This is a genomic window from Saccharopolyspora montiporae (assembly GCF_015209505.1).
Classification (GTDB): Bacteria; Actinomycetota; Actinomycetes; order Mycobacteriales; family Pseudonocardiaceae; genus Saccharopolyspora; species Saccharopolyspora montiporae.
Genome location: NZ_JADEYC010000002.1, coordinates 68,424 through 91,578, shown reverse-complemented (window position 1 = coordinate 91,578; position 23,155 = coordinate 68,424). Strand labels below are relative to the sequence as shown.

At 72.1% G+C, this 23,155-nt stretch carries 22 protein-coding genes; 12 read left to right on the top strand and 10 right to left on the bottom strand.

Annotated features, from left to right (window positions below):
• Positions 1-164: 164 nt before the first annotated feature.
• Positions 165-2,090: a 1-deoxy-D-xylulose-5-phosphate synthase gene (gene dxs / locus IQ251_RS01165; protein WP_193926495.1), complete on the top strand. Its 1,926-nt coding sequence runs from the start codon at positions 165-167 to the stop codon at positions 2,088-2,090.
• A 42-nt stretch (positions 2,091-2,132) separates the two neighbouring features.
• On the opposite strand, the gene IQ251_RS01160 is transcribed toward dxs, so the two are convergent.
• Both IQ251_RS01160 and IQ251_RS01155 read right to left on the bottom strand, forming a co-directional pair.
• A complete protein-coding gene (locus tag IQ251_RS01160) occupies positions 2,133-2,354 on the bottom strand; it encodes a type II toxin-antitoxin system antitoxin (RefSeq protein WP_193926494.1) in 222 nt (73 codons plus the stop codon).
• 9 nt (positions 2,355-2,363) lie between these two features.
• Positions 2,364-3,284: an SPFH domain-containing protein gene (locus IQ251_RS01155; protein ID WP_193926493.1), complete on the bottom strand. Its 921-nt coding sequence runs from the start codon at positions 3,282-3,284 to the stop codon at positions 2,364-2,366.
• Between the two features lie 142 nt (positions 3,285-3,426).
• Here IQ251_RS01155 and IQ251_RS01150 point away from each other — a divergent pair, with 142 nt between their 5' ends.
• From IQ251_RS01150 to IQ251_RS01130, 5 genes are all read left to right on the top strand, one after another.
• The gene (locus IQ251_RS01150) at positions 3,427-4,113 is read left to right on the top strand and encodes a response regulator transcription factor (protein ID WP_193926593.1); all 687 of its coding nucleotides are present in this window, start codon (positions 3,427-3,429) and stop codon (positions 4,111-4,113) included.
• Positions 4,114-4,164: 51 nt separating this feature from the next.
• A complete protein-coding gene (locus tag IQ251_RS01145) occupies positions 4,165-5,256 on the top strand; it encodes a sensor histidine kinase (RefSeq protein WP_193926492.1) in 1,092 nt (363 codons plus the stop codon).
• Between the two features lie 72 nt (positions 5,257-5,328).
• Positions 5,329-5,991 carry a GOLPH3/VPS74 family protein gene (locus IQ251_RS01140; protein WP_193926491.1) on the top strand — a complete coding sequence of 221 codons (663 nt, stop codon included), beginning with the start codon at positions 5,329-5,331 and terminating at the stop codon, positions 5,989-5,991.
• Between the two features lie 23 nt (positions 5,992-6,014).
• Positions 6,015-6,452: a pyridoxamine 5'-phosphate oxidase family protein gene (locus IQ251_RS01135; protein ID WP_193926490.1), complete on the top strand. Its 438-nt coding sequence runs from the start codon at positions 6,015-6,017 to the stop codon at positions 6,450-6,452.
• A gap of 39 nt (positions 6,453-6,491) precedes the next feature.
• Entirely contained in the window at positions 6,492-7,019 is a 528-nt protein-coding gene (locus tag IQ251_RS01130) for an AAA family ATPase (protein WP_193926489.1), read from the top strand.
• 30 nt (positions 7,020-7,049) lie between these two features.
• Here IQ251_RS01130 and IQ251_RS01125 read toward each other — a convergent pair whose 3' ends face one another.
• From IQ251_RS01125 to IQ251_RS01105, 5 genes are all read right to left on the bottom strand, one after another.
• Positions 7,050-9,149 carry a 3-hydroxyacyl-CoA dehydrogenase NAD-binding domain-containing protein gene (locus tag IQ251_RS01125; protein WP_193926488.1) on the bottom strand — a complete coding sequence of 700 codons (2,100 nt, stop codon included), beginning with the start codon at positions 9,147-9,149 and terminating at the stop codon, positions 7,050-7,052.
• Positions 9,146-10,390, bottom strand: coding sequence for a thiolase family protein (locus IQ251_RS01120; RefSeq protein ID WP_193926487.1), 1,245 nt, complete (start codon positions 10,388-10,390; stop codon positions 9,146-9,148). Before IQ251_RS01120 ends, IQ251_RS01125 begins: the two co-directional genes overlap by 4 nt.
• 197 nt (positions 10,391-10,587) lie before the next feature.
• A complete protein-coding gene (locus IQ251_RS01115; protein WP_193926486.1) occupies positions 10,588-11,835 on the bottom strand; it encodes a ribonuclease D in 1,248 nt (415 codons plus the stop codon).
• A 95-nt stretch (positions 11,836-11,930) separates the two neighbouring features.
• Positions 11,931-12,647 carry a response regulator gene (locus IQ251_RS01110; RefSeq protein WP_093264979.1) on the bottom strand — a complete coding sequence of 239 codons (717 nt, stop codon included), beginning with the start codon at positions 12,645-12,647 and terminating at the stop codon, positions 11,931-11,933.
• 436 nt (positions 12,648-13,083) lie between these two features.
• The gene (locus IQ251_RS01105) at positions 13,084-13,653 is read right to left on the bottom strand and encodes a DUF3000 domain-containing protein (RefSeq protein WP_193926485.1); all 570 of its coding nucleotides are present in this window, start codon (positions 13,651-13,653) and stop codon (positions 13,084-13,086) included.
• A gap of 203 nt (positions 13,654-13,856) precedes the next feature.
• Between IQ251_RS01105 and hemE the strand changes: the two genes are divergently transcribed.
• From hemE to hemQ, 3 genes are read left to right on the top strand one after another with little or no spacing between them, the layout of a single operon-like run.
• Positions 13,857-14,942 carry a uroporphyrinogen decarboxylase gene (gene hemE / locus IQ251_RS01100; protein WP_193926484.1) on the top strand — a complete coding sequence of 362 codons (1,086 nt, stop codon included), beginning with the start codon at positions 13,857-13,859 and terminating at the stop codon, positions 14,940-14,942.
• A complete protein-coding gene (gene hemG, locus IQ251_RS01095) occupies positions 14,942-16,357 on the top strand; it encodes a protoporphyrinogen oxidase (RefSeq protein WP_193926483.1) in 1,416 nt (471 codons plus the stop codon). Before hemE ends, hemG begins: the two co-directional genes overlap by 1 nt.
• A 26-nt stretch (positions 16,358-16,383) precedes the next feature.
• Positions 16,384-17,079, top strand: a complete 696-nt coding sequence (gene hemQ, locus IQ251_RS01090) for a hydrogen peroxide-dependent heme synthase (protein ID WP_193926482.1) — start codon at positions 16,384-16,386, stop codon at positions 17,077-17,079.
• A 46-nt stretch (positions 17,080-17,125) separates the two neighbouring features.
• Here hemQ and msrB read toward each other — a convergent pair whose 3' ends face one another.
• Together msrB and IQ251_RS01080 are read right to left on the bottom strand one after the other, a co-directional pair.
• On the bottom strand, positions 17,126-17,539 hold the full coding sequence (msrB, locus tag IQ251_RS01085; RefSeq protein ID WP_193926481.1) for a peptide-methionine (R)-S-oxide reductase MsrB: 414 nt from the start codon (positions 17,537-17,539) through the stop codon (positions 17,126-17,128).
• 51 nt (positions 17,540-17,590) lie between these two features.
• Positions 17,591-17,881 (bottom strand): hypothetical protein, encoded by a 291-nt coding sequence (locus IQ251_RS01080; RefSeq protein WP_193926480.1) that lies wholly within the window; start codon positions 17,879-17,881, stop codon positions 17,591-17,593.
• A gap of 173 nt (positions 17,882-18,054) precedes the next feature.
• Between IQ251_RS01080 and ligD the strand changes: the two genes are divergently transcribed.
• Both ligD and IQ251_RS01070 read left to right on the top strand, forming a co-directional pair.
• Positions 18,055-19,062 carry a non-homologous end-joining DNA ligase gene (gene ligD, locus IQ251_RS01075; RefSeq protein ID WP_193926479.1) on the top strand — a complete coding sequence of 336 codons (1,008 nt, stop codon included), beginning with the start codon at positions 18,055-18,057 and terminating at the stop codon, positions 19,060-19,062.
• A 312-nt stretch (positions 19,063-19,374) separates the two neighbouring features.
• The gene (locus IQ251_RS01070; RefSeq protein ID WP_228045901.1) at positions 19,375-20,223 is read left to right on the top strand and encodes a DUF4389 domain-containing protein; all 849 of its coding nucleotides are present in this window, start codon (positions 19,375-19,377) and stop codon (positions 20,221-20,223) included.
• A gap of 257 nt (positions 20,224-20,480) precedes the next feature.
• Here IQ251_RS01070 and IQ251_RS01065 read toward each other — a convergent pair whose 3' ends face one another.
• On the bottom strand, positions 20,481-22,037 hold the full coding sequence (locus IQ251_RS01065) for an alpha/beta hydrolase (protein WP_193926478.1): 1,557 nt from the start codon (positions 22,035-22,037) through the stop codon (positions 20,481-20,483).
• Positions 22,038-22,291: 254 nt separating this feature from the next.
• Here IQ251_RS01065 and IQ251_RS01060 point away from each other — a divergent pair, with 254 nt between their 5' ends.
• On the top strand, positions 22,292-23,131 hold the full coding sequence (locus IQ251_RS01060) for an EamA family transporter (protein WP_228045925.1): 840 nt from the start codon (positions 22,292-22,294) through the stop codon (positions 23,129-23,131).
• Positions 23,132-23,155 lie beyond the last annotated feature (24 nt).

Here is a 23,155-nt window from a genome sequence, read left to right as displayed (position 1 = left end):
GCCGATGGGTGTGCCGTGGGGAAACCGCTCGGGCAACCGCGAAGGCGACTGCTCGGCACCGCTTTCGTAAACTGGGACCGGCCCGCATCGCGGAGGCCGTCAGGCAGCCCGCCGGCGCTCGGCATGCGAGAGAACCGTCCGGCACGACGAGTGAGGTGGAGCTGGTGACGCTGCTGGGGTCTGTGCGCAGTCCGGCTGATGTCAAGAGCCTGAAACACGAGGAACTGGCGGAGCTGGCGGACGAGATCAGGCAGTTCCTGATCGACAAGGTGTCCCGGACCGGTGGGCACCTGGGTCCCAACCTGGGTGCGGTGGAGCTCACCCTCGCGGTCCACCGGGTGTTCGATTCGCCCGACGATGCGGTGGTGTTCGACACGGGGCACCAGGCTTACGTGCACAAGATGCTCACCGGCAGGCAGGAGGGCTTCGACCGGCTGCGCAAGTCGGACGGGCTGTCCGGCTACCCGTCGCGCGCGGAGAGCGAGCACGACCTGGTCGAGAACAGCCACGCGTCCACGGCGCTGTCCTACGCCGACGGCTTGGCCCACTCCTTCCAGCTGAAGGGGCTGGACCAGCACGCGGTCGCGGTGGTCGGCGACGGTGCGCTGACCGGTGGCATGTGCTGGGAAGCGCTGAACAACATCGCCGGTGACCAGGACCGCCCGGTCGTGATCATCGTCAACGACAACGGGCGCTCCTACGCACCCACCATCGGGGGCCTCGCCGAGCACCTCACCTCGCTGCGGCTCAATCCGAGCTACGAGCGGGCGCTGGAGAGCGGTCGGCGCACGCTGCGCAACCTGCCGGTGGTCGGCCGGTCGCTGTACACCGGCCTGCACGCGGCCAAGAGCGGCATCAAGGACGCCATCAGCCCCCAGGTGATGTTCTCCGACCTCGGACTGAAGTACCTCGGTCCGGTCGACGGTCATGACCTGCGGGCGATGGAGCACGCGCTGACCATGGCCAAGTCGTTCAACGGCCCGGTGATCGTGCACGCGGTGACCCGCAAGGGCAACGGCTTCGCCCCGGCCGAGAACGACCAGGCCGAGCTGATGCACCAGGTCAAGGTGATCAACCCGGAGACCGGTCTGCCCACCAAGCCCGCGCCGAAGAGCTGGTCGGACGTCTACGCCGAGGAGCTCGTCCGCATCGGCGGCGAGCGGCCGGACGTGGTCGCCATCACCGCCGCGATGCTCGGCCCGACCGGGCTGCAGAAGTTCGCGGACGCCTACCCGGACCGGTGCATCGACGTCGGCATCGCCGAGCAGCACGGCATGACCTCGGCGGCGGGGCTGGCCATGGGCGGGATGCACCCGGTGTTCGCGGTGTACTCGACGTTCCTGAACCGGGCGTTCGACCAGCTGCTCATGGATGTGGCGCTGCACCGGCAGCCGGTCACGGTGACGCTCGACCGCTCCGGGATCACCGGCGACGACGGGCCGAGCCACAACGGCATGTGGGACCTGTCGATCCTGGGCCTCGTCCCGGGCATCCGGGTCGCGGCCCCGCGCGATGCGGTCACGTTGCGCGAGGAGCTGCGCGAGGCGGTCGCCGTCGACGACGGGCCGACCGTGGTGCGCTTCTCCAAGGGCTCGGTCATCGAGGAGATCCCCGCCGCGGAGCGGGTGAACGGCGTCGACGTGCTGCGCCGCAGCCAGGCGCCCGCCGACCGCAGCGTGCTGCTGGTGTCGGTCGGCGTGTTCGCCCAGCCCGCGCTCGCCGCCGCGGAACGGCTGGCCGGCCAGGGCATCGAGGTCACCGTGGTGGACCCGCGGTGGGTCGTGCCGGTGCCGGACGAGATCGTCGACCTGGCGGCCCGGCACAGCATGGTGGTCACGGTGGAGGACTGCGGGCGGCACGGCGGGTTCGGCTGGGCGCTGGCCGCGGCGCTGCGCGATGCCGAGGTCGACGTGCCGCTGCGCGATCTGGCGGTGCCGAACCGCTTCCTGGACCACGCCTCGCGCGACGAGGTGCTGTCCGAGCTCGGGTTGACCGAGCAGGACATCGCCGAGCGCATCGGCGGCTGGTTCTTCGCCCGCTCCGAAGCGCAGCCGCTGCGCGTGGCCGACCTGCCCGGCTCGGCGGGCTGATGACGTGCACCGGGCCCCGCGGACGTGCGCGGGGCCCGGTGGTCAGCTCTCCTCCGGCGGCTGCTCCTCGACGGTGCTCGGGCGGCCGCGCTTGCGCATCCCGCCCGCGTTCCGCGGCATCCGGCCCGCATCGGCGAGTGCTGTGCGCAGCAGGAACTCGATCTGGGCGTTGGTGCTGCGCAGTTCGTCAGCCGCCCAGCGAGCCAGCGCATCGTGCACGGCGGGGTCCAAGCGCAGCAGGAGCTTCTTGCGTTCCGCGGACACTGCGCGGGGTCACTGGTACAGCGAGCCGGTGTTGACCACCGGCTGGGCGTCCCGGTCGCCGACGAGGACCACCAGCAGATTGCTGATCATCGCGGCCTTGCGCTCTTCGTCGAGCTCGACCATCTCGTCCTGCTCCAGCCTGGTCAGGGCCGTTTCGACCATGCCGACCGCGCCCTCCACGATCCGCTGCCGCGCGGACACCACGGCGTCGGCCTGCTGGCGGCGCAGCATCGCCGAGGCGATCTCCGGGGCGTAGGCGAGGTGGGTGATCCGGGATTCGACGATCCGCACGCCTGCCGGGGCCACCCGCTCGGTCACCTCGTGCGACAGCCGGTCGGCGATCTCGTCGGCGCTGTCCCGCAGCGAGGGCCGCTGCTGGCCGTGCGCGTCGTAGGGGTAGCTGTTGGCGATGTGCCGGACGGCGGTCTCGGCCTGGATGCTGACGAACTCCTCGAAGTCGTCGACCTCGAACACCGCCTGCGCGGTGTCGGCGACCTGCCAGACGACGACGGCTGCGATCTCGATGGGGTTGCCGTCGGCGTCGTTGACCTTGCTGGTCTCCGTCTCGTGGTTGCGCACCCGCGTGGACACCTTGCGCCGGGTGGTGATCGGGTTCACCCACTGCAGCCCGTCGGCGCGCAGCGTGCCGACGTAGCGGCCGAGCAGCTGCACCACGCGGGCCTCCCCGGGGGCGACCGCGGTGAATCCGGCGCACAGCACCAGGTCCGCCAGGATGAGCAGCACCGCGACCGCGATCATCGCGGCGCCGGGCGCGCCGACGGGCTGGTTCGCCACCGCCACCAGGAACAGCGCGACCGCGATCGCGGCCACCGCCAGCACGACGCCGATCATGCCGAATCCGCCCACAGCGCGGATGGTGCGTTCCCGGGTCGGTTCGGTCTCCGGGTGCTCGGGTGGGTTGGTCGTCATGGTTCCGCTCCTCCGTGGTCGTCGATGTCCTCAACCTAGCATAGTGATATCACTTTTTCACCTGCGCTGACCAGGGGTTCCGCGGACACGCTCCGCCGCGTTCCCCGCGGCACCAGAGCCGTGCTGTGGCAGGGTGAACACCGTGCGAATCCTGGTCGTGGAGGACGAGAAGCCGCTGGCGGACGCGGTCGCCAGGGGGTTGCGCAGGGAAGGCATGGCCGTCGACATCGCCTACGACGGCGACAGCGGGCACGAGAAGGCATCGGTCACCCGCTACGACGTGATCGTGCTGGACCGCGATCTGCCCGGCATGCCCGGCGACCGGCTGTGCCAGGAGGTGGTCGGGTCCGGTGAGCTGACGCGGGTGTTGATGCTCACCGCCAGCGGTGCCGTCGAGGACCGGGTCGAAGGGCTGTCCCTCGGCGCCGACGACTACCTGGCCAAGCCGTTCGCGTTCCCGGAGCTGACCGCTCGCGTCCGCGCGCTGGGCAGGCGGTCCACCCCGGTCCAGCCGCCGCTGCTCACCGCGCACGAATTGGAGCTGGACCCCGGTCGGCACCTCGTGCGCCGGGCGGACCGCGCGATCGAGCTCACCCGCAAGGAATTCGGGGTGCTGCAGGTGCTGCTGGCCGCCGGCGGCAACGTGGTCAGCTCCGAGGAGCTGCTGGAACGGGTGTGGGACGAGAACGCCGACCCGTTCACCACGACGGTGCGGGTCACGATGATGACGCTGCGCAAGAAACTGGGCGAACCCGCGGTGGTGGAGACGGTCGTCGGTTCCGGGTACCGGGTGCCCAGCGCGGGCCGCGTGCAGGGCCGCTCGGACTGACCGGTGGGCCCCGGAGCCATCGCCCGGCGCGGACCGGGCCTGCGGTTGCGCATGACTCTGCTCGCCACCCTGCTCGCCGCGCTGGTCAGCGCCCTGCTGCTCTGGCTGGCCTGGGTGCTGGTCGGTGATGTGGTGGCCGCCGTGCCGCGGCTGCCCGCGGGAACACCGGTGCGGGTGCAGGGCGTCGAGGTGCCGGCCGAGCACCTCGCCGCGGCGCTGCAGGAGGACGCCCGCCGCCGGGTGCTGACCGCGGGCGGATTCGCGTTCGTGGCGGTGGTCGGGGCTACCGCCCTGCTGTCCTGGACCGTCACCGGCCGAGTGCTGCGCCCGCTGCAGGAGGTCACCGACTCGGCGCGCCGGCTGTCCGCCGAATCGCTCGACGAGCGCATCGCGCTGACCGGACCACGCGACGAGGTCGCCGAACTGGCCGACACCTTCGACCGGATGCTGGACCGGCTGCAGGGCGCCTTCGACGCGCAGCGCCGGTTCGTGGCCAACGCCAGCCACGAGCTGCGCACCCCGCTGTCGGTGATCCGCACCGAACTGGACGTGACGCTGGCCGATCCGGACGCCGATGCCGACGAGCTGCGCCGGATGGCCGGAGTCGTGCGCGAGGCGGCGGAGAAGGCCGAGCACCTGGTCGAAGCCCTGCTCGTGTTGGCCCGCACCGAGGCGACGGCCCTTCCGGTGCGCAAACCGGTGGACCTGGCCGAGCTGCTCACCCGCGCCGTCCGGCTCGTCGAAGCGCAGGCCACCGGGCGCGGGCTGCGGATCAGCCGCAGCGGAGGTGCCGCGTTCGCCGCGGGTGATCCCGCTCTGCTGGAGCGCATCGCGGGCAACCTGCTGGAGAACGCGGTGCAGCACAACGTGGACGGCGGGTGGATCGCGGTGTCCACCACCAGCGGTGCGCAGTGGAGCTCGCTGCGCGTGGCCTCGTCCGGCGAACCGGTGGACCAGCGCAGCGCCGAGGAGCTGTTCGAACCGTTCCGCCGGGACGGCGTGCAGCGCACCGCCCGCGCGGGTACCGGGCTCGGACTGTCCATCGTGCGCGCGGCCGCTCTCGCGCACGGCGGGCGCACCCGCGCCGAACCGGTGCCCGGCGGCGGTCTTGCCGTGGTGGTCGATCTGCCCGCCGCGCCTTGACCGCGGCCCGCACCGCGGACGGCTTCTCGGAAACGCCGGAAAAGGCCGATGCGCTGGACTAGGATCAGCGCGATGCTCATCACCGAGGAACTGTTCCTGCTGCTTCGGCGGGACGACGGCAAGCCGGAGAGTGCCCTGGCGCAGAACGGCTACGGGTTGGCCGGTGCCGTGGTCAGCGACCTCGTGCTCGCCGAGCAGGTCGCGGTCAGCGACGACGAGGATCCGCGGCTTTCCGCGGTCCCCGATGCGCACGCGGAGCACCCCGTCCTGGCGGCGGCGCTGGATCGGCTGCGGGAGAGGGACGGCACCAAGCTGTCCTCCCTCGTCGCCGACCGGAAGCTGAACCCCGAGCAGGACGTCGTCCGCTCACTGACCGAGGCCGGCATGATCCGGGTCGAGGAGAAGCGGGCGCTCGGCTTCGTCCCGGAGAAGTACCCCACCGTCGATGCCGAGCCCGAGCGGGCGTTGCGCGAGCGGTTGCGCGCGGTCCTGGCCGGCGGGACGCCGCAGCCCGCGGACGGGGTGCTCCTGTCGATCCTCCAGGGGATCGACCTGGTGGCCAGGGTCCTCGATGAGGAGAAGGGCGAGCTCGGCAAGAAGGACCTCAAACGCCGGATCGCGGAAGTCTCCGAAGAGTCGGTCGCCGGTCACGCCGTCGCGAAAGCGGTGCGGTCGGTGAACACCGCCATCATGAGCGCCGTGATCATCCCTGGAGTGGTCACCGGGGGAAGCTGACGCCGCACGGGTAGCCTGCGGACGTGGTCGGCGAGCACGCTTTCGACGTCGAGGCGTTCCTAGCGCGGCCGTTGGTTGCCCGGGTAGCGGCAGCGTGCCCGTCGGTGCGGCCGGTCTGGTTCCTCTGGGAAGAGGGCGCTTTCTGGTGGATCACCGGTGCCTATGCTCGGTTGCCGAGGCTCTTGGCCGAGGACCCGCGGGTGGCGCTCGTGGTCGACGTGTGCGATCTGGAGACCGGTGAGGTTCGCCAGGTCACGGCCCGCGGTAGGGCCGACGTGGTGGCGTTCGATCCGGAACGTGCCCGCCGCAAGCTGATCCGCTACCTCGGTCCGGACGAGACGGTCTGGGACGTGCGATTCCGCATCGACTCGCTGAGCGAACCGGAGGCCGAAACACGGCTCGTCCGGCTCGCTCCGGAAAGGCTGACCGCCAGTGATCTGTCGTTCTCGACCGGACGTTGAGGATCGGTACCGCGGCAACGGCACGGCTACGGTGGTGCTGTGCTGGCCGTACTGATCACCGGGCCGCCGGGTGCGGGAAAGAGCACCGCTGCCAACGCGGTACACGACCGGCTCGGCGAGGCCGGGGTCGCGAACGCGCTGGTCGAGGTGGACGAGTTGGAGCGCTGTTACCCGCCGCGGGATCCGCGGCGGGTGCTGGCCGATCTCGCCGGGATCTGCGCCTCGTACCGCGCCGATGAATACGAGCTGCTGTTCGTGACGGCCACGGTCGAGGACGACGTGCAGCGGGTGCGGCTGCAACGGGCGGTCGGTGTCGAGTCGTTCCTGCTGGTGCGGCTGCACGCCGAGCCCGCGGTGCTGCGCGACCGCATCCGCGCGCGCGAACCGGCGGATTGGTTCGGATTGGGCGAGCTGCTGGACGCCGCCACCCGGCTGGCCGCGCAGCTGCCCGGGCTGACCGGCGTCGATCTCGTGCTGGACAGCGCGGTGAGCGGGCCGATCGAGCTGGCCGAGCGGATCGAGGACGCGATCGCGCGGGCCGGAACGCACGAGCGGGGCCGGGAGTAGCTCCCGACCCCGCTCGACGGTGCGATCCGCTCAGGCGGGCAGCGAGGCCACGCCCCGGTCCAGGAACCGCTTGCCGTTGACCCGCTCGGAGACGCCGGCGCGGTCCAGGTACGGCGTGATGCCGCCCAGCCAGAACGGCCAGCCGGCGCCGAGCAGCATGCACAGGTCGAGGTCCTGGGCCTCGGCCACGACGCCCTCGTCGAGCATGATCCGCGCCTCCTCGGCCAGCGCGCGCAGCGCCCGCTCGCGCACCTGTTCGGCGGTGGAGACGCTGGAGCCCTGCTGCCACATGGCGGCGACCTCGGGATCCACGACCTTCTTCCCGGATTCGTCGGTGACCCACACCGCGGTCTTGCCGGCTTCGACGAAGCGCTGCAGGTTGTCGCTGATGCCGAACCGGTCCGGGTAGGCGGCGTGCATGGTGCCGTTGACGTGCTGGGCCACCGCGGGTCCGACGAGCTCCAGCAGCTCCATCGGGCTCATCGGCAGGCCGAGCGGCTCCAGCGCACCGTCGGCGACGTCGAACGGCGTGCCCTCGTCGACCGCGGCGATGATCTCGCCCATGAACCGGGTCAGCAGCCGGTTGACCACGAACGCCGGGGCATCGGAGACGAGCACGCTGGACTTCTTCAGCTTCTTGGCCACCTTGAACGCGGTGGCCACCGAAGCGTCGTCGGTGCCGTTGCCCCGCACGACCTCCAGCAGCGGCAGCACCGCCACCGGGTTGAAGAAGTGGAAGCCCACGACCCGCTCGGGGTGCTTGAGCTTGGCGCCCATCTCGGTGATCGACAGCGAGGAGGTGTTGCTGGCCAGGACGGCCTCCGGGGAGACGTGCTCCTCCAGCTCGCCGAACACCTGCTGCTTGATCGACATCTCCTCGAACACGGCCTCGATGACGAAGTCGGCGTCGGCGAACGCCTTCTTGTCCAGCGAGCCGGTGACCAGCGCCTTGAGCCGGTTCACCGCGTCCGGGGACAGCCTGCCCTTGCCGGCGAGCTTGTCGATCTCGCCGTGGATGTAGGCCACGCCCTTGTCGATGCGGGCCTGGTCGACGTCGGTGATCACCACCGGCACCTCCAGGCGGCGCACGAACAGCAGCGCGAGCTGTCCGGCCATGAGCCCGGCACCGACCACGCCGACCTTGTTCACGTCGCGGGCCAGCGACTTGTCCGGCGCGCCCGCGGGCTTCTTGGCCCGCTTCTGGGTCAGGTCGAAGGAGTAGAGCCCGGCGCGCAGCTCATCGGACATCAGCGCGTTGGTCAGCGCTTCGGTCTCGGCGGAGTAGCCGGCGTCGAGGTCGTTGCCGCGCGCCATGTCGATCAGCTCGACGGCCTTGTTCACCGCGGGCGAGGCGCCCTTGGTCCGGGCCTGCACGATGGACTCGGCGCGGGCCACCGCCTCGTCCCAGCCGGTACCGCGGTCGATGTCCGGGCGGGAGACGGTCTGCTCGCCGTTGACCACGCGGGTGGTCCAGCGGACCGATTCCTCCAGGAAGTCGGCGCTTTCCAGCAGCTCGTCGAAGATGCCCAGGTCCCGGCCCTTCTTCGGGTTGAGCATCTTGTTCTGCGCCAGGGCGTTCTCGATGATCACCGTCACGGCCGCGTCCGGGCCGATCAGGTTCGGCAGCAGCTGGGTGCCGCCCCAACCGGGGAACAGGCCCAGGAAGCACTCCGGGAAGGCGATCGCCCCGGCCGATTCGGACACCGTGCGGTAGTGGCAGGACAGCGCGAGTTCGAGACCGCCGCCCATGGCCGCGCCGTTGACGAAGGCGAAGGTGGGGATCGTCGAGTCGGTCAGCCTGCGGAACACGTCGTGGCCGGTTTTGGCGATGTGCCAGGCGGTTTCGCGCTCGCGCACCTGCCCGACGCCGGACAGGTCGGCGCCGACGGCGAACACGAACGGCTTGCCGGTGACCGCGATGGCGGCCGGTTCGGCGGCGAAGGCCGCGTCCAGCGCGGCATCGAGGCTGGCCAGCCCGCCGGGGCCGAACGTGGACGGCCGGGTGTGGTCGTGGCCGTTGTCAATGGTGATCAGCGCCAGCTTGCCGGACAGCCCGGGGACGTCGACGACGCGGGTGAACGCCTCGGTCACCACTTCGTCCGGGAACAGCGCCGCGTTCTCAGTCGTCACTGCGCGTCTCCTGCCTGGTAGTTCGGGTTCTCCCAGATGACCGTGCCGCCCATGCCGAAGCCGATGCACATCGTCGTGATGCCGTACCGGACGTGGGGGTTCTCGGCGAAGTGGCGGGACAGCTGCGTCATCAGCCGCACGCCGGAGGAAGCCAGCGGGTGGCCGCACGCGATCGCGCCGCCCCACGGGTTGACCCGCGGGTCGTCGTCGGAGATGCCGAAGTGCTCCAGGAACGCGAGCACCTGCACGGCGAACGCCTCGTTGATCTCGAACAGGCCGATGTCGTCGATGCTCAGGCCGGCGCGTTCGAGGGCCTTCTCCGTGGCCGGAACCGGGCCCACGCCCATGACCTCCGGCTCGACGCCGGCGAACGAGTAGCCGACCATGCGCATGCCGATCGGCAGGCCGAGCCGCTCCGCGGTGTCCGCGTCGGCGACCAGGCAGCCGGTGGCGCCGTCGTTGAGCCCGGCGGCATTGCCCGGGGTGACCCGGCCGTGCGGGCGGAACGGGGTCTTGAGCCCGGCGAGGTCGTCGGCGGTGGTGCCCGGTCGCGGCGGTTCGTCGGTGCTGGCCAGACCCCAGCCGTTCTCCTGCGAACGGGTGGAGACCGGCACCAGGTCCGGGGAGATCCGGCCCGCGGCCGCGGCGGCCTCGTAGCGCTGCTGGCTCAGCGCCGCGTAGGCGTCGGTGCGGTCCTTGGTCAGCGTGGGGAACCGGTCGTGCAGGTTCTCCGCGGTGGATCCCATGATCAGCGCTGAGGTGTCGACGAGCTTGTCCGACACGAAGCGCGGGTTCGGGTCGACGCCCTCGCCCATCGGGTGGTTGCCCATGTGCTCGACGCCGCCCGCGATGGCCACGTCGTAGGCGCCGAAGGCGACGCCGCTGGCCACGCTGGTCACGGCGGTCATGGCGCCGGCGCACATCCGGTCGATGGCGAAGCCCGGCACCGACTTCGGCAGCCCGGCCAGCAGCGCGGCGCTGCGGCCGATGGTCAGACCCTGATCACCGATCTGGGTCGTGGCGGCGATGGCGACTTCGTCGATGCGCTCCGGGGGCAGTTCCGGGTGCCGCCGCAGGAGCTCGCGGATGACCTTGACGACCAGGTCGTCCGCGCGCGTCTCGGCGTACTGTCCCTTCGATCCGGCCTTGCCGAACGGCGTGCGTACGCCGTCGACGAAGACCACGTCCCGAACCGCTGGGCGGCTGCGGCTGTCGGCGGGTGCCGACGCAGGTGCGGCCACGGCGTGCTCCTCACTGGCTTGGTGACTGTGCGCGGCCTGCGCAGGACGGCGCCGCGAAGGCTCTCCTACCGGCCGGTAACCCCACTCTAGCGCTCATTACCCACCGGTAACCACACGCCTGGCCCATGTCGATCAGCTGCGGCCGAGGAGTGCCCGCGACCCGGTGCGGTCCGCGACCCCGCGGTCGCGGACCGTGCTCAGTCCCCGGCCGCGGTCTGCAGCGCGGAGCTCAGCGCATCGGCGGTCAGCCCGATCTGCCACTCGCGGGCGCCCCGGTCGCGCAGCACCGCCGACACCCCCTCGATGCTCGTGTCCGCGGGCGGCGCCCAGCACACCCGGCGCAACAGGTCCGGCAGCAGCAGGTTCTCCACCGGCAGGGCGTTGTGCTCGGCGATGGTGGCCAGCGCGGTGCGCGCGGCCGACAGCCGTGCCGCGGCGTCCGGATCGCGGTCGGCCCAGCGGTTCGTCGGCGGTGGCCCGTCGCTGGGGCCCGCCGCCGCAGGCAGCTCCTCGGCGGACAGGCGCCGCGCCGTCCGCAGCGCCTGCATCCACATCGCGGCCCGGCGCCGCTGCTGCTTGCCGCCGAACACCGGCAGCGCGGTCAGTTCGGCCTCGTCCTGCACGTTGGCCTGCGCGGCCTGCACGATCGAGGAGTCCGGCAGCACGCGTCCGGGCGCGAGGTCGCGTTCCTGCGCGTAGGCGTCCCGGGTCTGCCACAGCGCCCGGACCGCGGCCAGCTGCCGCGGGCTGCGCACCCGGTGGATCCCGGAGGTCCGGCGCCAGGGCTCGCTGCGCGCGGCCGGTGGCTCGGCGGTGCGCACCGACTCGAACTCCTCGCGGGCCCAGGCGAGCTTGCCCTGCTGTTCGAGGTTGTCGTGCATCGCCGCGCGCAACGCGACCAGCAGTTCCACGTCCAGCGCCGCGTAGACCAGCCAGTCCTGCGGCAGCGGGCGCTTGGACCAGTCCGCGGCGCTGTGCCCCTTCTCCAGCTGGTAACCCAGCATCCGCTCGACGAGCGTGCCCAGCGAGACGCGCTCGAACCCGGCGAGCCGCCCCGCCAGTTCGGTGTCGAAGAGCCGTTCGGGCCGCAGGCCCAGCTCGGCCAGGCACGGCAGGTCCTGCGAGGCCGCGTGCAGCACCCACTCGGTCCCGTCCAGCGCGGAGACCAGTGGCTGCAGATCACCGTTGAGCGCGATCGGGTCCACCAGGAAGGTCCCGACGCCTTCCCGGCGCACCTGGACCAGGTACGCGCGTTGCGAGTACCGGTAGCCCGAAGCGCGTTCGGTATCCACCGCGACCGGGCCGGACCCGCCGGCCAGTTCGTCCGCGGCGGCGCGCAGCGCCTGCGGGGCGTCGATCACCGGCGGGACACCGCCGGCGGGCTCGGTCAACAGCACCGGCTCCGGGCGGTCGGGACCGACGGATTCGGGGAGAGCAGCTTCCACGGGTACCAGACCATACGTCCTCCGGTCCGTCCGTGGTGTGCTCCACCCGAGTCCGCCGGGCCGACCACTCCGGTGCTGGTGCTGTCAGCGACCGCTCAGCGGATCACGCCGGCCCGCATGGCCAGCGCGACCATCTGCGCGCGGTCGCCGGTGCCCAGCTTGCGGCCGATCCGCGACAGGTGGCTCTTCACCGTGAGCGCGGACAGGTTCAGGGCCTCGCCGATCTCTTTGTTCGACCGGCCGTCAGCCACCAGCTGCAGCACTTCGACTTCACGCCCGGACAGCTCCCGGGGTGTGTTGTCGGTCCCCGGAACCCTGGTGCCCGCCGCGAGCACCGGTGCCACGCTCGGATCCGCGTAGACCCCGCCGTCCAGCACGCGGCGCACCCCGTCGGTGACCACCATGGGCGAGGCCGACTTCAGCAGGTACGCCTGCGCACCTGCTTGGAAGGCGGCCCGGACCGCATAGGGGTCGTCCGACGAAGCCAGCACCACGATCCGCGGCCAGCCCTGGCTCCGGAGTTCGGTTACCAGCTCGATCCCGGTTCCGTCCGGCAGTCCGAGATCGAGGATCGCGAGGTCGCACGGGCCGGTCGCCAGGGCGCGGGCCCTGGCTTCGGCCATGGAAGCGGCCTCGTGCACCGTGCCGGCGCCCATCTGCAGCAGCCGGGCGGCGATGGCCTCCCGGAGCAGCGGATGGTCATCCACCACGAGCACCGTGAACAGTTCTTCCCGCGGGTGCGGGACCATGTTGGCCGGCAACGCGCCGGCCGGCGTGGTACGAGCGGCCTGACCTAAGCCGACGGCAGCCACGTCACTACCTCCCTGGAGTCGGTCGTGCCCCCCGACCGGCACCGGGACTCTCGACCAATCAGCCGCGCCACTGATCGACCGAAAGTGGTGTCGTCGGAGGCAGCGTAACCGCCCAAGCGGTCCAGCGGGACGATCAATCGGGTATCGATCCCGATCGAGTTGTTACTCGCACATGACTACATCGCTCTTTTGGGTGACTATAGACGATCTTTGTAACGCCGGAACGTGGTGATCCGACGTAATCCTGAATGCGCGCCGGAATGTCCTTGCCGGCGCAACCGGTCAACTCGGGCGCTGCGGGCGGTCCAGCCGGGTCCGACCAGGTGCTCGCGCCGGGGATGCGCCGGACGCCGGTGGCCGTCCGGGGGAGTGGCGGGCGAGCCGATGGGTGATCTGTATCACCCTAGTGCCGGTGCTGGGGAGAGTGCCTCCGGGGTCACCCGCGGCCGCTGGCGCGGTGCCCCAGCATCGCCACCCCTTCCGGCGGCAGGCCCGCGGCGGCCGCGACCAGTTCGTGGAACGCCGCGGCGTGCGGCGCCAGGTCCGTCCCGACCGGTGTCCACGAAGCCCGCAGCTCCAGGTCATGGCTGCGCGCTGGGCCGGCGATATCGCCGAAGCGCGCCGACGAGGTCAGCGTGACGGTCCCGCCGAGGAGCTTCCACGACCCGCCGGACCCGTCCAGCGCATCGGTGAGCCACGACCAACCCACGCCGGGCAGCAGCGGATCAGCCGCCAGCTCCGGGTCCAGCTCCGCCTGCACGTACACGACCAGCCGGAGCACGCCCGCCCAGGTGTCCTGCCCCTCCGGGTCGTGCAGCAGCACGAGCCGCGCCGTGGCCAGTTCGCCCGCCGGGCCCTCGGCTTCGGCCGCGAGCGCGTGCGCCCAGGGAGCCAGCCGTTTGGGAGCGCGCACCTCGGTCAGTTCGATCTCCGCCCGAGGGCGGGACGCCGCGAGCGCGGCAACAGCCTGCTGGAAGAGCTCGGGTGCCGCCGATGTCTCCGTCACGTGGCAGTCTCCGTCACGTGGGAAGACTGTAGGCGGCGGGATTCGGGCGGTCGCGGAGGCGCGCCGGACGCGCTCCCCGGCGGCTGGCGGGGGTCCCCGACCAGCGTGCGAGGATGGCGGCAGCGAACCCGGTCAGCAGCCGGACATCGGTCCCGTGCGCACCGGGTGCACCCAGTCCCAACGACGTACGGACACCGACCTCGATGACGAACTCCGCTCCCGTCTCGGCCCGCCGGGACCTGGTCGATTCTCCCCTGCTGGTCGCTGCCCGGGGCGGCGTGCCGCAGCACACCCCGGTGTGGTTCATGCGCCAGGCGGGCCGGTCGCTGCCCGAGTACCGCGCGGCGCGGGAAGGCACCCCGATGCTGCAGGCGTGCCTGGAGCCGGAACTGGTCTGCGAGATCACCGCGCAGCCGGTGCGCAGGCACGGCGTGGACGCCGCGATCCTGTTCAGCGATATCGTCCTGCCGCTGTACGCGGCCGGGATCGGGTTGGACATCGTGCCGGGCACCGGGCCGGTCGTCTCCTCCCCGGTGCGCAGCGCCGCGGACGTGGCGAACCTGCCCGCGCTGGACCCCGAGCAGGTGCGCCCGGTCGGCGAGGCGATCGGACTGCTGCTGCGCGAGCTGCCGCAGACGCCGGTGATCGGATTCGCCGGCGCGCCGTTCACCGTGGCCTCCTACCTGGTGGAGGGCGGTCCGAGCCGCAACCACGAGAACACCAAGGCCCTGATGTACTCCGATCCGCAGAGCTGGCACGCGCTCATGGACCGGCTCGTGGACACGATGCTGACCTTCCTGCGCGTGCAGCTGGCGGCGGGCGTGGACGCCGTGCAGTTGTTCGACTCCTGGGCCGGTGCGCTGTCCCTGCGTGACTACCGGGAGTACGTCCTGCCGCACACCCAGCGGATCTTCGCCGGGCTGGCCGAGCTCTCCGACGTGCCGCGGATCCACTTCGGGGTAGGCGCCGGTGAGCTGCTCGGCGCGATGCGCACCGCGGGCGCCGATGTCGTCGGCGTGGACTGGCGGGTGCCGTTGGACGTGGCCGCGCAGCGGCTGACGAGCGCCGAACCGGACCTGGGGCCGCCGGTGGTGCAGGGCAACCTGGACCCCGCGGTGCTGTTCGCCGGGTGGGACGTGGTGCAGCGCGAGGTGCAGCGGGTGCTGGGCGAAGGCCGGGCAGCCGGTGCGCACGTGTTCAACCTCGGGCACGGCGTGCTGCCCGCCACCGACCCGGAGGTGCTCACCCGGGTGGTCGAGCTGGTGCACGAGACCAGCAAGCAGGCGTGATGCCGAAGCGGGTGGCCGTCGTCGGCGGTGGGGTGTCCGGGCTGACCGCCGCGTACCGGTTGCGGCAGCTGCTGGGCCCGGACGCCGAGATCGTCCTGTTGGAGCAGCACAAGCTGCTCGGCGGCAAGCTGCGCACCATCGACTTGGCCGGGACCCGCTTCGACGTGGGCGCCGAAGCGTTCCTCGCGCGCAGGCCCGAAGTGCCGGACCTGGCGGCCGAACTCGGTATCGGCGACCAGATCGTGCACCCGAGCGGCGCGTCCTCGCGGATCCGGGCCGGCGGGAGCAGCGGGCGGATCCCCGCGCGGACCGTCATGGGCGTGCCCGCCTCGGCCGCCGAGGTGGACGGCGTGCTCTCCGAGCGCGGCGCGCAGGCGGTGCGCGCGGAAGCCGATCTGCCGCCGCTGGACCTGGACGGGGCCGACGTCGCGGTCGGCGAGCTGCTGCGCGAGCGCCTCGGCGCCGAGGTCGTCGACCGGCTGGTGGAACCGCTGCTGGGCGGGGTCTACGCGGGCAGCGCGGACTCGCTCGGGCTGCGCGCGACGATCCCTGCGCTGGCTGCCGAACTGGACGCCGGCGCGTCCTCGGTCACCGAGGCGGTGCGGCGCGCGCTGCCCGAACCGGCTCCGGATCCCGCGGCCCGCCCTCCGGTGTTCGGCGCGTTCCGCGGGGGGTATCGGCAGTTGCTGGACCGGTTGCTGCTGGCCGCCGATGCGGACTTGCGGGTCGGTGCGCCGGTGCGCGCGCTGCAGCGCACCGGCGAGGGGTGGCGGTTGTCGTTCGGCGCCGCGCCCGAACCCGAGCAGCTCGACGTGGACGGCGTGCTGCTGGCCGTGCCGGCCCCCGCTGCCGCGCGGCTGCTCAGCGGCCCGGCCGAAGGTGCCGCCGAGCTGCTCGGCGGTGTGGAGCTGGCCTCGATGGCGGTGGTGGCCCTGGCGCTGCCCGCCGACGTCGGGTTGCCGGAGGTCTCCGGAACGTTGATCGCCCGCGGGGAGCGGCACGACGACTCGACGCCGTTCACCGCCAAGGCCTTCACGCTGTCCGGCACCAAGTGGCCGCACCTGCGCGGGGAGAACGGCGAGCAACTCGTGCGCGGTTCGGTCGGCCGGTTCGGTGAAGCCGCTGACCTGAGGTTGGACGATGACGACCTGCTGGAGCGGGTGTGCGCCGACCTGGCCGAACTCACCGGCGTGCACGCGGATCCGGTGGATGCGGCCGTGGTGCGCTGGGGCGGTGGGCTCCCGCAGTACGGCGCGGGCCACCTGGACCTGGTCGCCGAGGCCGAGCGCGAGGTCGCCGCCGTGCCCGGTCTCGGGCTGGCCGGGGCGGCGCTGCACGGGGTCGGGGTGCCGGCGTGCGTGGCGACGGCGACCGCGGCCGCCGAGTCCGTGGCCCGGGACCTCCTGCCCGGCTGACCTGCCCGAGGTGCGACCATGGGGCCATGGCGCGGCTGAACTACGAAGAGATCAACAACACCCTCCGCTACACCATGTGGTCGGTGTTCCGCTTCGAACAGGGCGCTCTGCCCGAGGACCGGGAGAAGGCGGCGCAGCAGACCCAGGAGTACCTGGACTCGCTGGCCGAGTCGGGCGTCGTGGTGCGCGGTGTCTACGACGTGTCCGGCCTGCGCGCCGACGCGGACTTCATGATCTGGTGGCACGCCGAGCGCATCGAGGACGTGCAGGCCGCCTACACCGGGTTCCGCCGGGCGACCCCGCTGGGCCAGGCGTCCGAACCGGTGTGGAGCAACGCGGCGCTGCACCGGCCCGCGGAGTTCAACAAGAGCCACGTGCCCGCCTTCATGGCCGGTGAGGAGCCCAAGGCGTTCGTCTGCGTCTACCCGTTCGTGCGCTCCTACGAGTGGTACCTGCTGCCGGACGAGGAGCGCAGGCAGATGCTCGCCGACCACGGCAAGGAGGCCCGCGACTACCCGGACGTGCGGGCCAACACCGTCCCGGCGTTCGGTCTGGGCGACTACGAGTGGGTCCTGGCGTTCGAGGCCGACCAGCTGGACCGGATCGTCGATCTGATGTGGCGGATGCGCTACACCGAGGCGCGGCTGCACGTGCGCGAGGAGACCCCGTTCTACACCGGCCAGCGCGTCGAGGTGGCCGAACTGGTCGCGCGCCTGCCCTGAGCGGCGCCGCGGATCCCGGGTCTCGACCGGGATCCGCGGACCGCGCTCACTGCGCCGGGACCAGCCGCATCGCCACCGAGTTGATGCAGTAGCGCTGGTCGGTGGGGGTGCCGTAGCCCTCGCCCTCGAACACGTGCCCCAGGTGCCCGTGGCACGACGCGCACAGCACCTCGACCCGGCGCATGCCCAGCGAGGTGTCCTCGCGCAGGACGACCGCGTCGGTGTCGGCCGGGTCGTAGAACGACGGCCAGCCGCAGTGCGACTCGAACTTGGTCTCGCTGCGGAACAGCTCGGCGCCGCAGCCGCGGCACTCGTAGACGCCGATCGCGTCGGTGTCGACGTACTCGCCGGTGTACGGGCGCTCGGTCGCGGCCTCGCGCAGCACGGCGAACTCTTCCGGTTTGAGCTGCTCGCGCCACTCCTGCTCGGATTTGCTGACCTTCGGCGTGCTCGGATCCATGCCTCCACGCTAATGGGCCCGGATACCACCCGCACGGGTGGTACGCGCCGGTCAGCCGAGGAACGTGCCGAGCATGAAGCCGACGGCGTTCCAGACCGTCAGCGCCACACCGAACAGCATGAGCACCACCACCGCGACCGCGAACGCTCTGCGCCGCCCCTCGGCCCGGTTCACCGACTGCGCGAAGTCGTCCACGCCGCGCAGCATCCCCTCGACGGTGGCCTTCGCGTGCGGTTCGCGCATCCGGCGGCGGTGTGCCACGAACTCCCGGACCTCCGGATCGTCCGGGTCCAGGCCGTGCAGGTCCTCGGCGAGGTCCTGGCGATCGTCACCGCGTTCCACGCGGCCACGGTAACGCCGAGCCCGGGGCCGATCACGCCGCCGGTGCTCCGGTTCGCCCGGTGGCCAGGTTTCGCCGGACAGCCAGGTTTCGCGGACAGCCAGGTTTCGCGAACAGCCGGGTTTCGCCGGACAGCCAGGTTTCGCCGGACAGCTCGCGGACCTAACCTCCGGTCGTGCACAGCGCGCAGGAATTCGACGTCGACGGGCCGGAGGGGCAGCGGCGGGTGCCGCTGTCGAACCCGGACAAGGTGTACTTCCCGGAGCGCGGGTTCACCAAGCGCGACGTGGCCGAGTACTACCTGGCGGTGGCCGGGCCGCTGCTGCGCGCGATCGGCGACCGGCCCACGACGCTGAAGCGGTATCCGGGCGGGATCACCGGCGAACCCTTCTACGCCAAGCGGATTCCGCGCGGTGCGCCGGACTGGGTGCAGGGCGTGCAGATCAGTTTCCCGTCCGGGCGGACGGCGCACCAGGTGCTGCCCACCGAACCCGCGGTGCTGGTGTGGGCGGCGGGTTTGGGCACGCTGGACTTCCACCCGTGGCCGGTGCGCTCGGCCGATGTGGACCATCCCGACGAGCTGCGCATCGACTTGGATCCGCAGCCCGGTACGGATTACGCGGATGCGGTGCGCGTGGCCGGGGTGCTGCGCGAGGTGCTCGCCGAAGCGGGGCTGGTCGGTTTCCCGAAGACCTCCGGCGGGCGCGGAATCCACGTGCTGGTGCGGATTCTTCCGCGCTGGGACTTCATCCTGGTGCGCCGGGCGGTGATCGCGCTGGCCCGCGAGGTGCAGCGGCGCGTGCCGGATCTGGCCACTGTGGACTGGTGGAAGGCCGACCGTGGCAGCCGGGTGTTCCTGGACTTCAACCAGGCCGCGCGGGACCGCACCATCGCCTCGGCCTGGTCGATCCGCGGCACCGCGCGGGCGACGGTATCCACCCCGCTGGCCTGGGCACAGCTCGACGAGGTTGTGCCGGATGACTTCGACCTGCGCACCGCGCCGGACTGGCTCGCCGAGCACGGCGACGCGCACGAGCAGCTGGACGAGCACGCGGGCGTCCTGGAGATCGCGCTGGACTGGTTCGCCCGCGACGAGCGCGATCGCGGGCTCGGCGAGCTGCCCTACCCGCCGGATTACCCGAAGATGCCCGGTGAACCGCGGCGTTCGCGCGGATCGGGATGAACGGTGCTGAGAAGTATTGGGAGATGGGCTAATTCAACGAAAGGCGGGCGAGTGGTGGTTCCGGCTCCGGGTCTTCCCGCTTCCGCGTCGGCCGCGACCCGCACCCGGTACGCGGACTGCTTCCGGAGCTCCTGGTCACCGCGGGTGTCCATTCGACTCGCCGGTGTTGGTGTCACCGGATCGCGTTGTGAATCCGCACTCGGCCCGTTCTGGTGAGTGCTGCCACTCCGGCCCGGTGTTAGCTTCGAAACCGCTCCATTCGGATCTTTTCGGTTGGCATACTCCGTCGCGATGGAGAATCCGGAGGGCAACATGAGTCAGCAACCCGAGCCCGGCGACCCGTACGGCGGAGCACCGCAGCACGAGCCCGAGCAGCCGAAACCCGGCATGTATCGCCAAGAGGTGGACGTCCACCCGCCCGAGCGCCAGCGGCGCTGGACCGTCCTGTTGCGGTTGCTGCTGCTCGTTCCGCACCAGGTGGTGCTGTTCTTCCTGTTCATCGCGGGTTTCGTCGTGGTGATCATCGGCTGGTTCGCTGCGCTGGCCCTGGGCCGGTTGCCGAAGTGGGCCGCGGACTTCCTGTCCTTGCTCGTCGCCTACCAGATCCGGGTCACCGCCTCGTCGATGCTGCTGGTGGACACCTATCCGCCGTTCGTCGTCGACGACGAGAACTACCCGGTGCGGGTGGACATCCGGCCGAGCAGCATGAGCCGCTGGACCGTGCTGTTCCGTGTCGTGCTCATCATTCCCGCGGCCCTGCTGTCGATGTTCGTGTCCTACGGCTGGGCGACCCTCGGCTTCTTCGTGTGGCTGACCGTGCTCATCACCGGCCGTACCCCGCGCCCGGTGTTCGACGCCAACGCCGCCGTGCTGCGGTTCAACCTGCGCGTCAACGCCTACAGCAACCTGTTGACCGGCGCGTACCCGCGGCGGCTGTTCGGCGACGCCCCGGTGGTGTCCGACCCGGGTCCGCGCGCCGAGCGCACCTGGCCGCTCGTGCTCGGCAAGGGCGGCCGGGCCATGGTGATCATCTACATCGTGCTCGGCGTGCTCGCGTACGCGGGCAACGCGACGGTGCAGGCGACGTACCCGCCGATGCCGCCGGAGCACTCCCAGTACCAGTACGACTACGCCGAACTGCCGGTCGTGCCCGGGCAGTGAGCCGCAGCAGGGGTTTCCCCCGCGCGGCGGGCTTCCCTCGTGCGGCGGTGTCGAGCCGCCGCGGACCGGCGCACCATCGCAGCCGCCGGTATTCGAGAGAACGCATGGGAGTGGCGATCATGGTCGGCATCGAATCGGAGCACACCCCGCACGCGCAGGGCGGTTGCAGCTGCTGCTCGGCCTGCACCGGTCCGTCCTGCGGCTGCTGCTCGGCCTGCAGCTGAGCGGTGGGCGGTCTGCCCGGGGTGTTTGCGGGATCACCCCGGGCAGACCATGCCCTCGGTGGGCACGGTGCCGTCCAGCAGGAACCGGGACACCGCGTCGGTGATGCACTCGGAGCGGCCCACAGCCCCGTGCCCGGAACCCTGCCAGCGCACCGGCACACCGGATTCCAGCTGGTCGGCCAAGTGCTCGGTGCCCAGCTCGTTGCTGCGCACGTCGTGCTCGGTGGCGATCACCGGGATCGGTGGTAGACCCGCCTGCTTCGGCGTGGGCAGCGGCTGCTGCGGAGCGGGCCACAACCCGCACCACACCAGCTGCTGCGCGGACAGCGCGCCGAACACCGGGAACCGGGCCGACCACTCCGCGGCGAGATCGGCGCTGCGCTCCGGTGGGACCCGCATCGTCGTGTCGTTGCAGCCGGTGATCAGTTCCCCGTCCAGCCAGGGCGGGTCGGCTCCGGTGTGCTCGACGACCGGGGCTGTGGCCGTGGCCACCCAGCTGCCGTCGCCACGGGCCGCATCGGCCAGGCCCTGCGCCAGTTCCGGCCAGCGGGCCGGTTCCTCCAGGCCCAGCAGCAGCGCGCGGGCGATCCGCCCCGGCGGCACCGGTCCGTCCGGTCCGGCGGGGGGAGCGGTGCGCGCCGAGTCCAGCAGGTCGAGCACCGCCGCGCGGGCATCCGGACCGAGCGGGCAGCGGCGCGCGGCGCAGTCGGCGGCGAACTGGTCCAGGGTCTGCTCCGCCGCCTCCGCGCGGAGCTCGGCCTCACCGGCGGCATCGCGGGTGGGATCCGGGGCGCCGTCGACGACCATCCGGCCCACCGACTCCGGGAACCGCTCGGTGTACGTGGTCAGCAGCCGCCCGGCCTCGCCCCGCCCGATGGCGTGCAGCTTGTCCACACCCAGCTCGACGCGCAGCTGCTCCAGATCCGCCGCGGTGCGCCACGTGTCGTAGGCCTGCAGCCGTTCGTCCAGCGTCAGCAGGCATTCCTGGCTCGCGCTGCGCACCGAGTCCAGCAGCACGTCCAGTTCGGCGCGGTCGGTGCTCAGCGGGTCGAAACCCGCGATGGTCGCGCGGTGCTCGGGGGGCACGCACTCGGCGGGGTCCGACGCGCCCGTGCCACGGCGGTCGATGCCGATCACGGCGAACCGTTCCCGCACCTCGGGCGGCAGGCGCAGCGCCATCCGGGCGGCGGCGGTCGTCCCGGGTTCTCCGGCGACATCGCTGAGCACCAGCAGTGGCACGCCCTCGCCGAACTTGATGACCTCGCTGCGCGCGGTCCCGCGGGTCGGTGCCTCCGGCGGGTCGAGCACGCTGCGCAGTTGCGCGCAGGAGACCGGTTCGGCCGGTGCGGGCACGCCGAGTTCCGCCGCCGTCTGCTCGCGGCAGTCCGACCAGTCCAGCGTTTCACCGCCCGGTGCGCCCAGCGGGGGGACCGGGGCGGGGCCGGGCGGCTGCGGCGCGGGCGGGACCTGCTGCTCGGCGTCGTGGTAGGCCACCGCCGGGCGCTGCGACGGGCCGGCCGAGCACCCGGCGCCGGCCAGCAGGGCCAGACCCAGCAGCGCGGCCGCTGCGCGGTGGAGGCTGCGCGGCACGGGTACTCCTCGTCGTGAGCGGTGTCCCTCCGGCGGTGCGGTGCGCCGGTCGCGGTCAGCATCGCATGATCGGCGTGAGCCCCGGGTGAGGACCCGCGGCCTCCCGGCGGGATCGGCCGACCGCGCGATAGCGTGCGGCGGCCCGCCGGCCCGCGGTGGGCCGGGTCGAGCGGTGAGGAGGCGTCGTGCAGGCCGGTGCCGGAGCGGATGTTCCGCGCGAGGGGTCGTTCGGTGGGTCCCGGTCGTGGGCGGAGCTGCCCGGTCGGGCGGTGGGTGCGGTACCGCCGCCGATGCTGGTGCTGCTGGGCGTGATCAGCCTGCAGGTCGGCGCGGCCTTCGCCAAGCAGCTGTTCGGCGTCGCCGGTCCGGCCGGTGTGGTGGCGTTGCGGCTGGTGTTCGCCGCCGCGGTGCTGCTGGTCCTCTGGCGCCCGTCGCTGCGGCTGGACCGCCGGACGCTGGGCGTCGTCGCCGGGTACGGCGCGGTGCTGGCGGGGATGAACATCTGCATCTACCAGTCCTTCGAGCGGATCCCGCTGGGCGCTGCGGTCACCATCGAGTTCCTGGGGCCGCTGGCGGTCGCGGTGCTCGGTTCGCGCCGTGCGCTCGACCTGGTCTGGGCGGTGCTGGCCGGGATCGGCGTGCTGCTGCTGTCCGGGACCGCGGGCGGGCTGGACCCGGTCGGGGTCGCCTACGCGCTGGTCGCCGGTGCGATGTGGGCCGGCTACATCCTGATGGGCGCGAAGCTCGGCAGCCGGACCAGCGGGGGTTCCGGACTGGCGCTGGGCATGGCGGTCGGTGCCGCGGTCGCCGCCCCGTTCGGCGTGGCCGATGCCGGTTCGGCGCTGCTGGACCCGCGGGTGCTGGCGGCCGGGCTCGTGGTGGCGCTGCTGTCCTCGGTGATCCCGTACTCGCTGGAGCTGGAGGCGCTGCGCCGCATGCCGCCGCGGGTGTTCGGCGTGTTGATGAGCCTGGAGCCGGCCGTGGCCGCGCTGGCCGGCCTGGTCGTGCTCGGCGAACTGCTCGGCGGTTGGCAGTGGGTCGCGATCACGTGCGTGGTCGCCGCCTCGGTCGGCTCGACCAGATCGGCGCGCTGACCGAGGTGCGGTGCGCTCGCGGTT

Bases quoted from the DNA above. Each gene is read 5' to 3' on its own strand.
- msrB (WP_193926481.1), bottom strand. From the start codon at position 17,539: ATGGATCCGAGCACGCCGAAGGTCAGCAAATCCGAGCAGGAGTGGCGC.
- hemE (WP_193926484.1), top strand. From the start codon at position 13,857: ATGACGAACTCCGCTCCCGTCTCGGCCCGCCGGGACCTGGTCGATTCT.
- IQ251_RS01070 (WP_228045901.1), top strand. From the start codon at position 19,375: ATGAGTCAGCAACCCGAGCCCGGCGACCCGTACGGCGGAGCACCGCAG.
- IQ251_RS01140 (WP_193926491.1), top strand. From the start codon at position 5,329: ATGCTCATCACCGAGGAACTGTTCCTGCTGCTTCGGCGGGACGACGGC.
- IQ251_RS01145 (WP_193926492.1), top strand. From the start codon at position 4,165: ATGACTCTGCTCGCCACCCTGCTCGCCGCGCTGGTCAGCGCCCTGCTG.
- hemG (WP_193926483.1), top strand. From the start codon at position 14,942: ATGCCGAAGCGGGTGGCCGTCGTCGGCGGTGGGGTGTCCGGGCTGACC.
- hemQ (WP_193926482.1), top strand. From the start codon at position 16,384: ATGGCGCGGCTGAACTACGAAGAGATCAACAACACCCTCCGCTACACC.
- IQ251_RS01155 (WP_193926493.1), bottom strand. From the start codon at position 3,284: ATGACGACCAACCCACCCGAGCACCCGGAGACCGAACCGACCCGGGAA.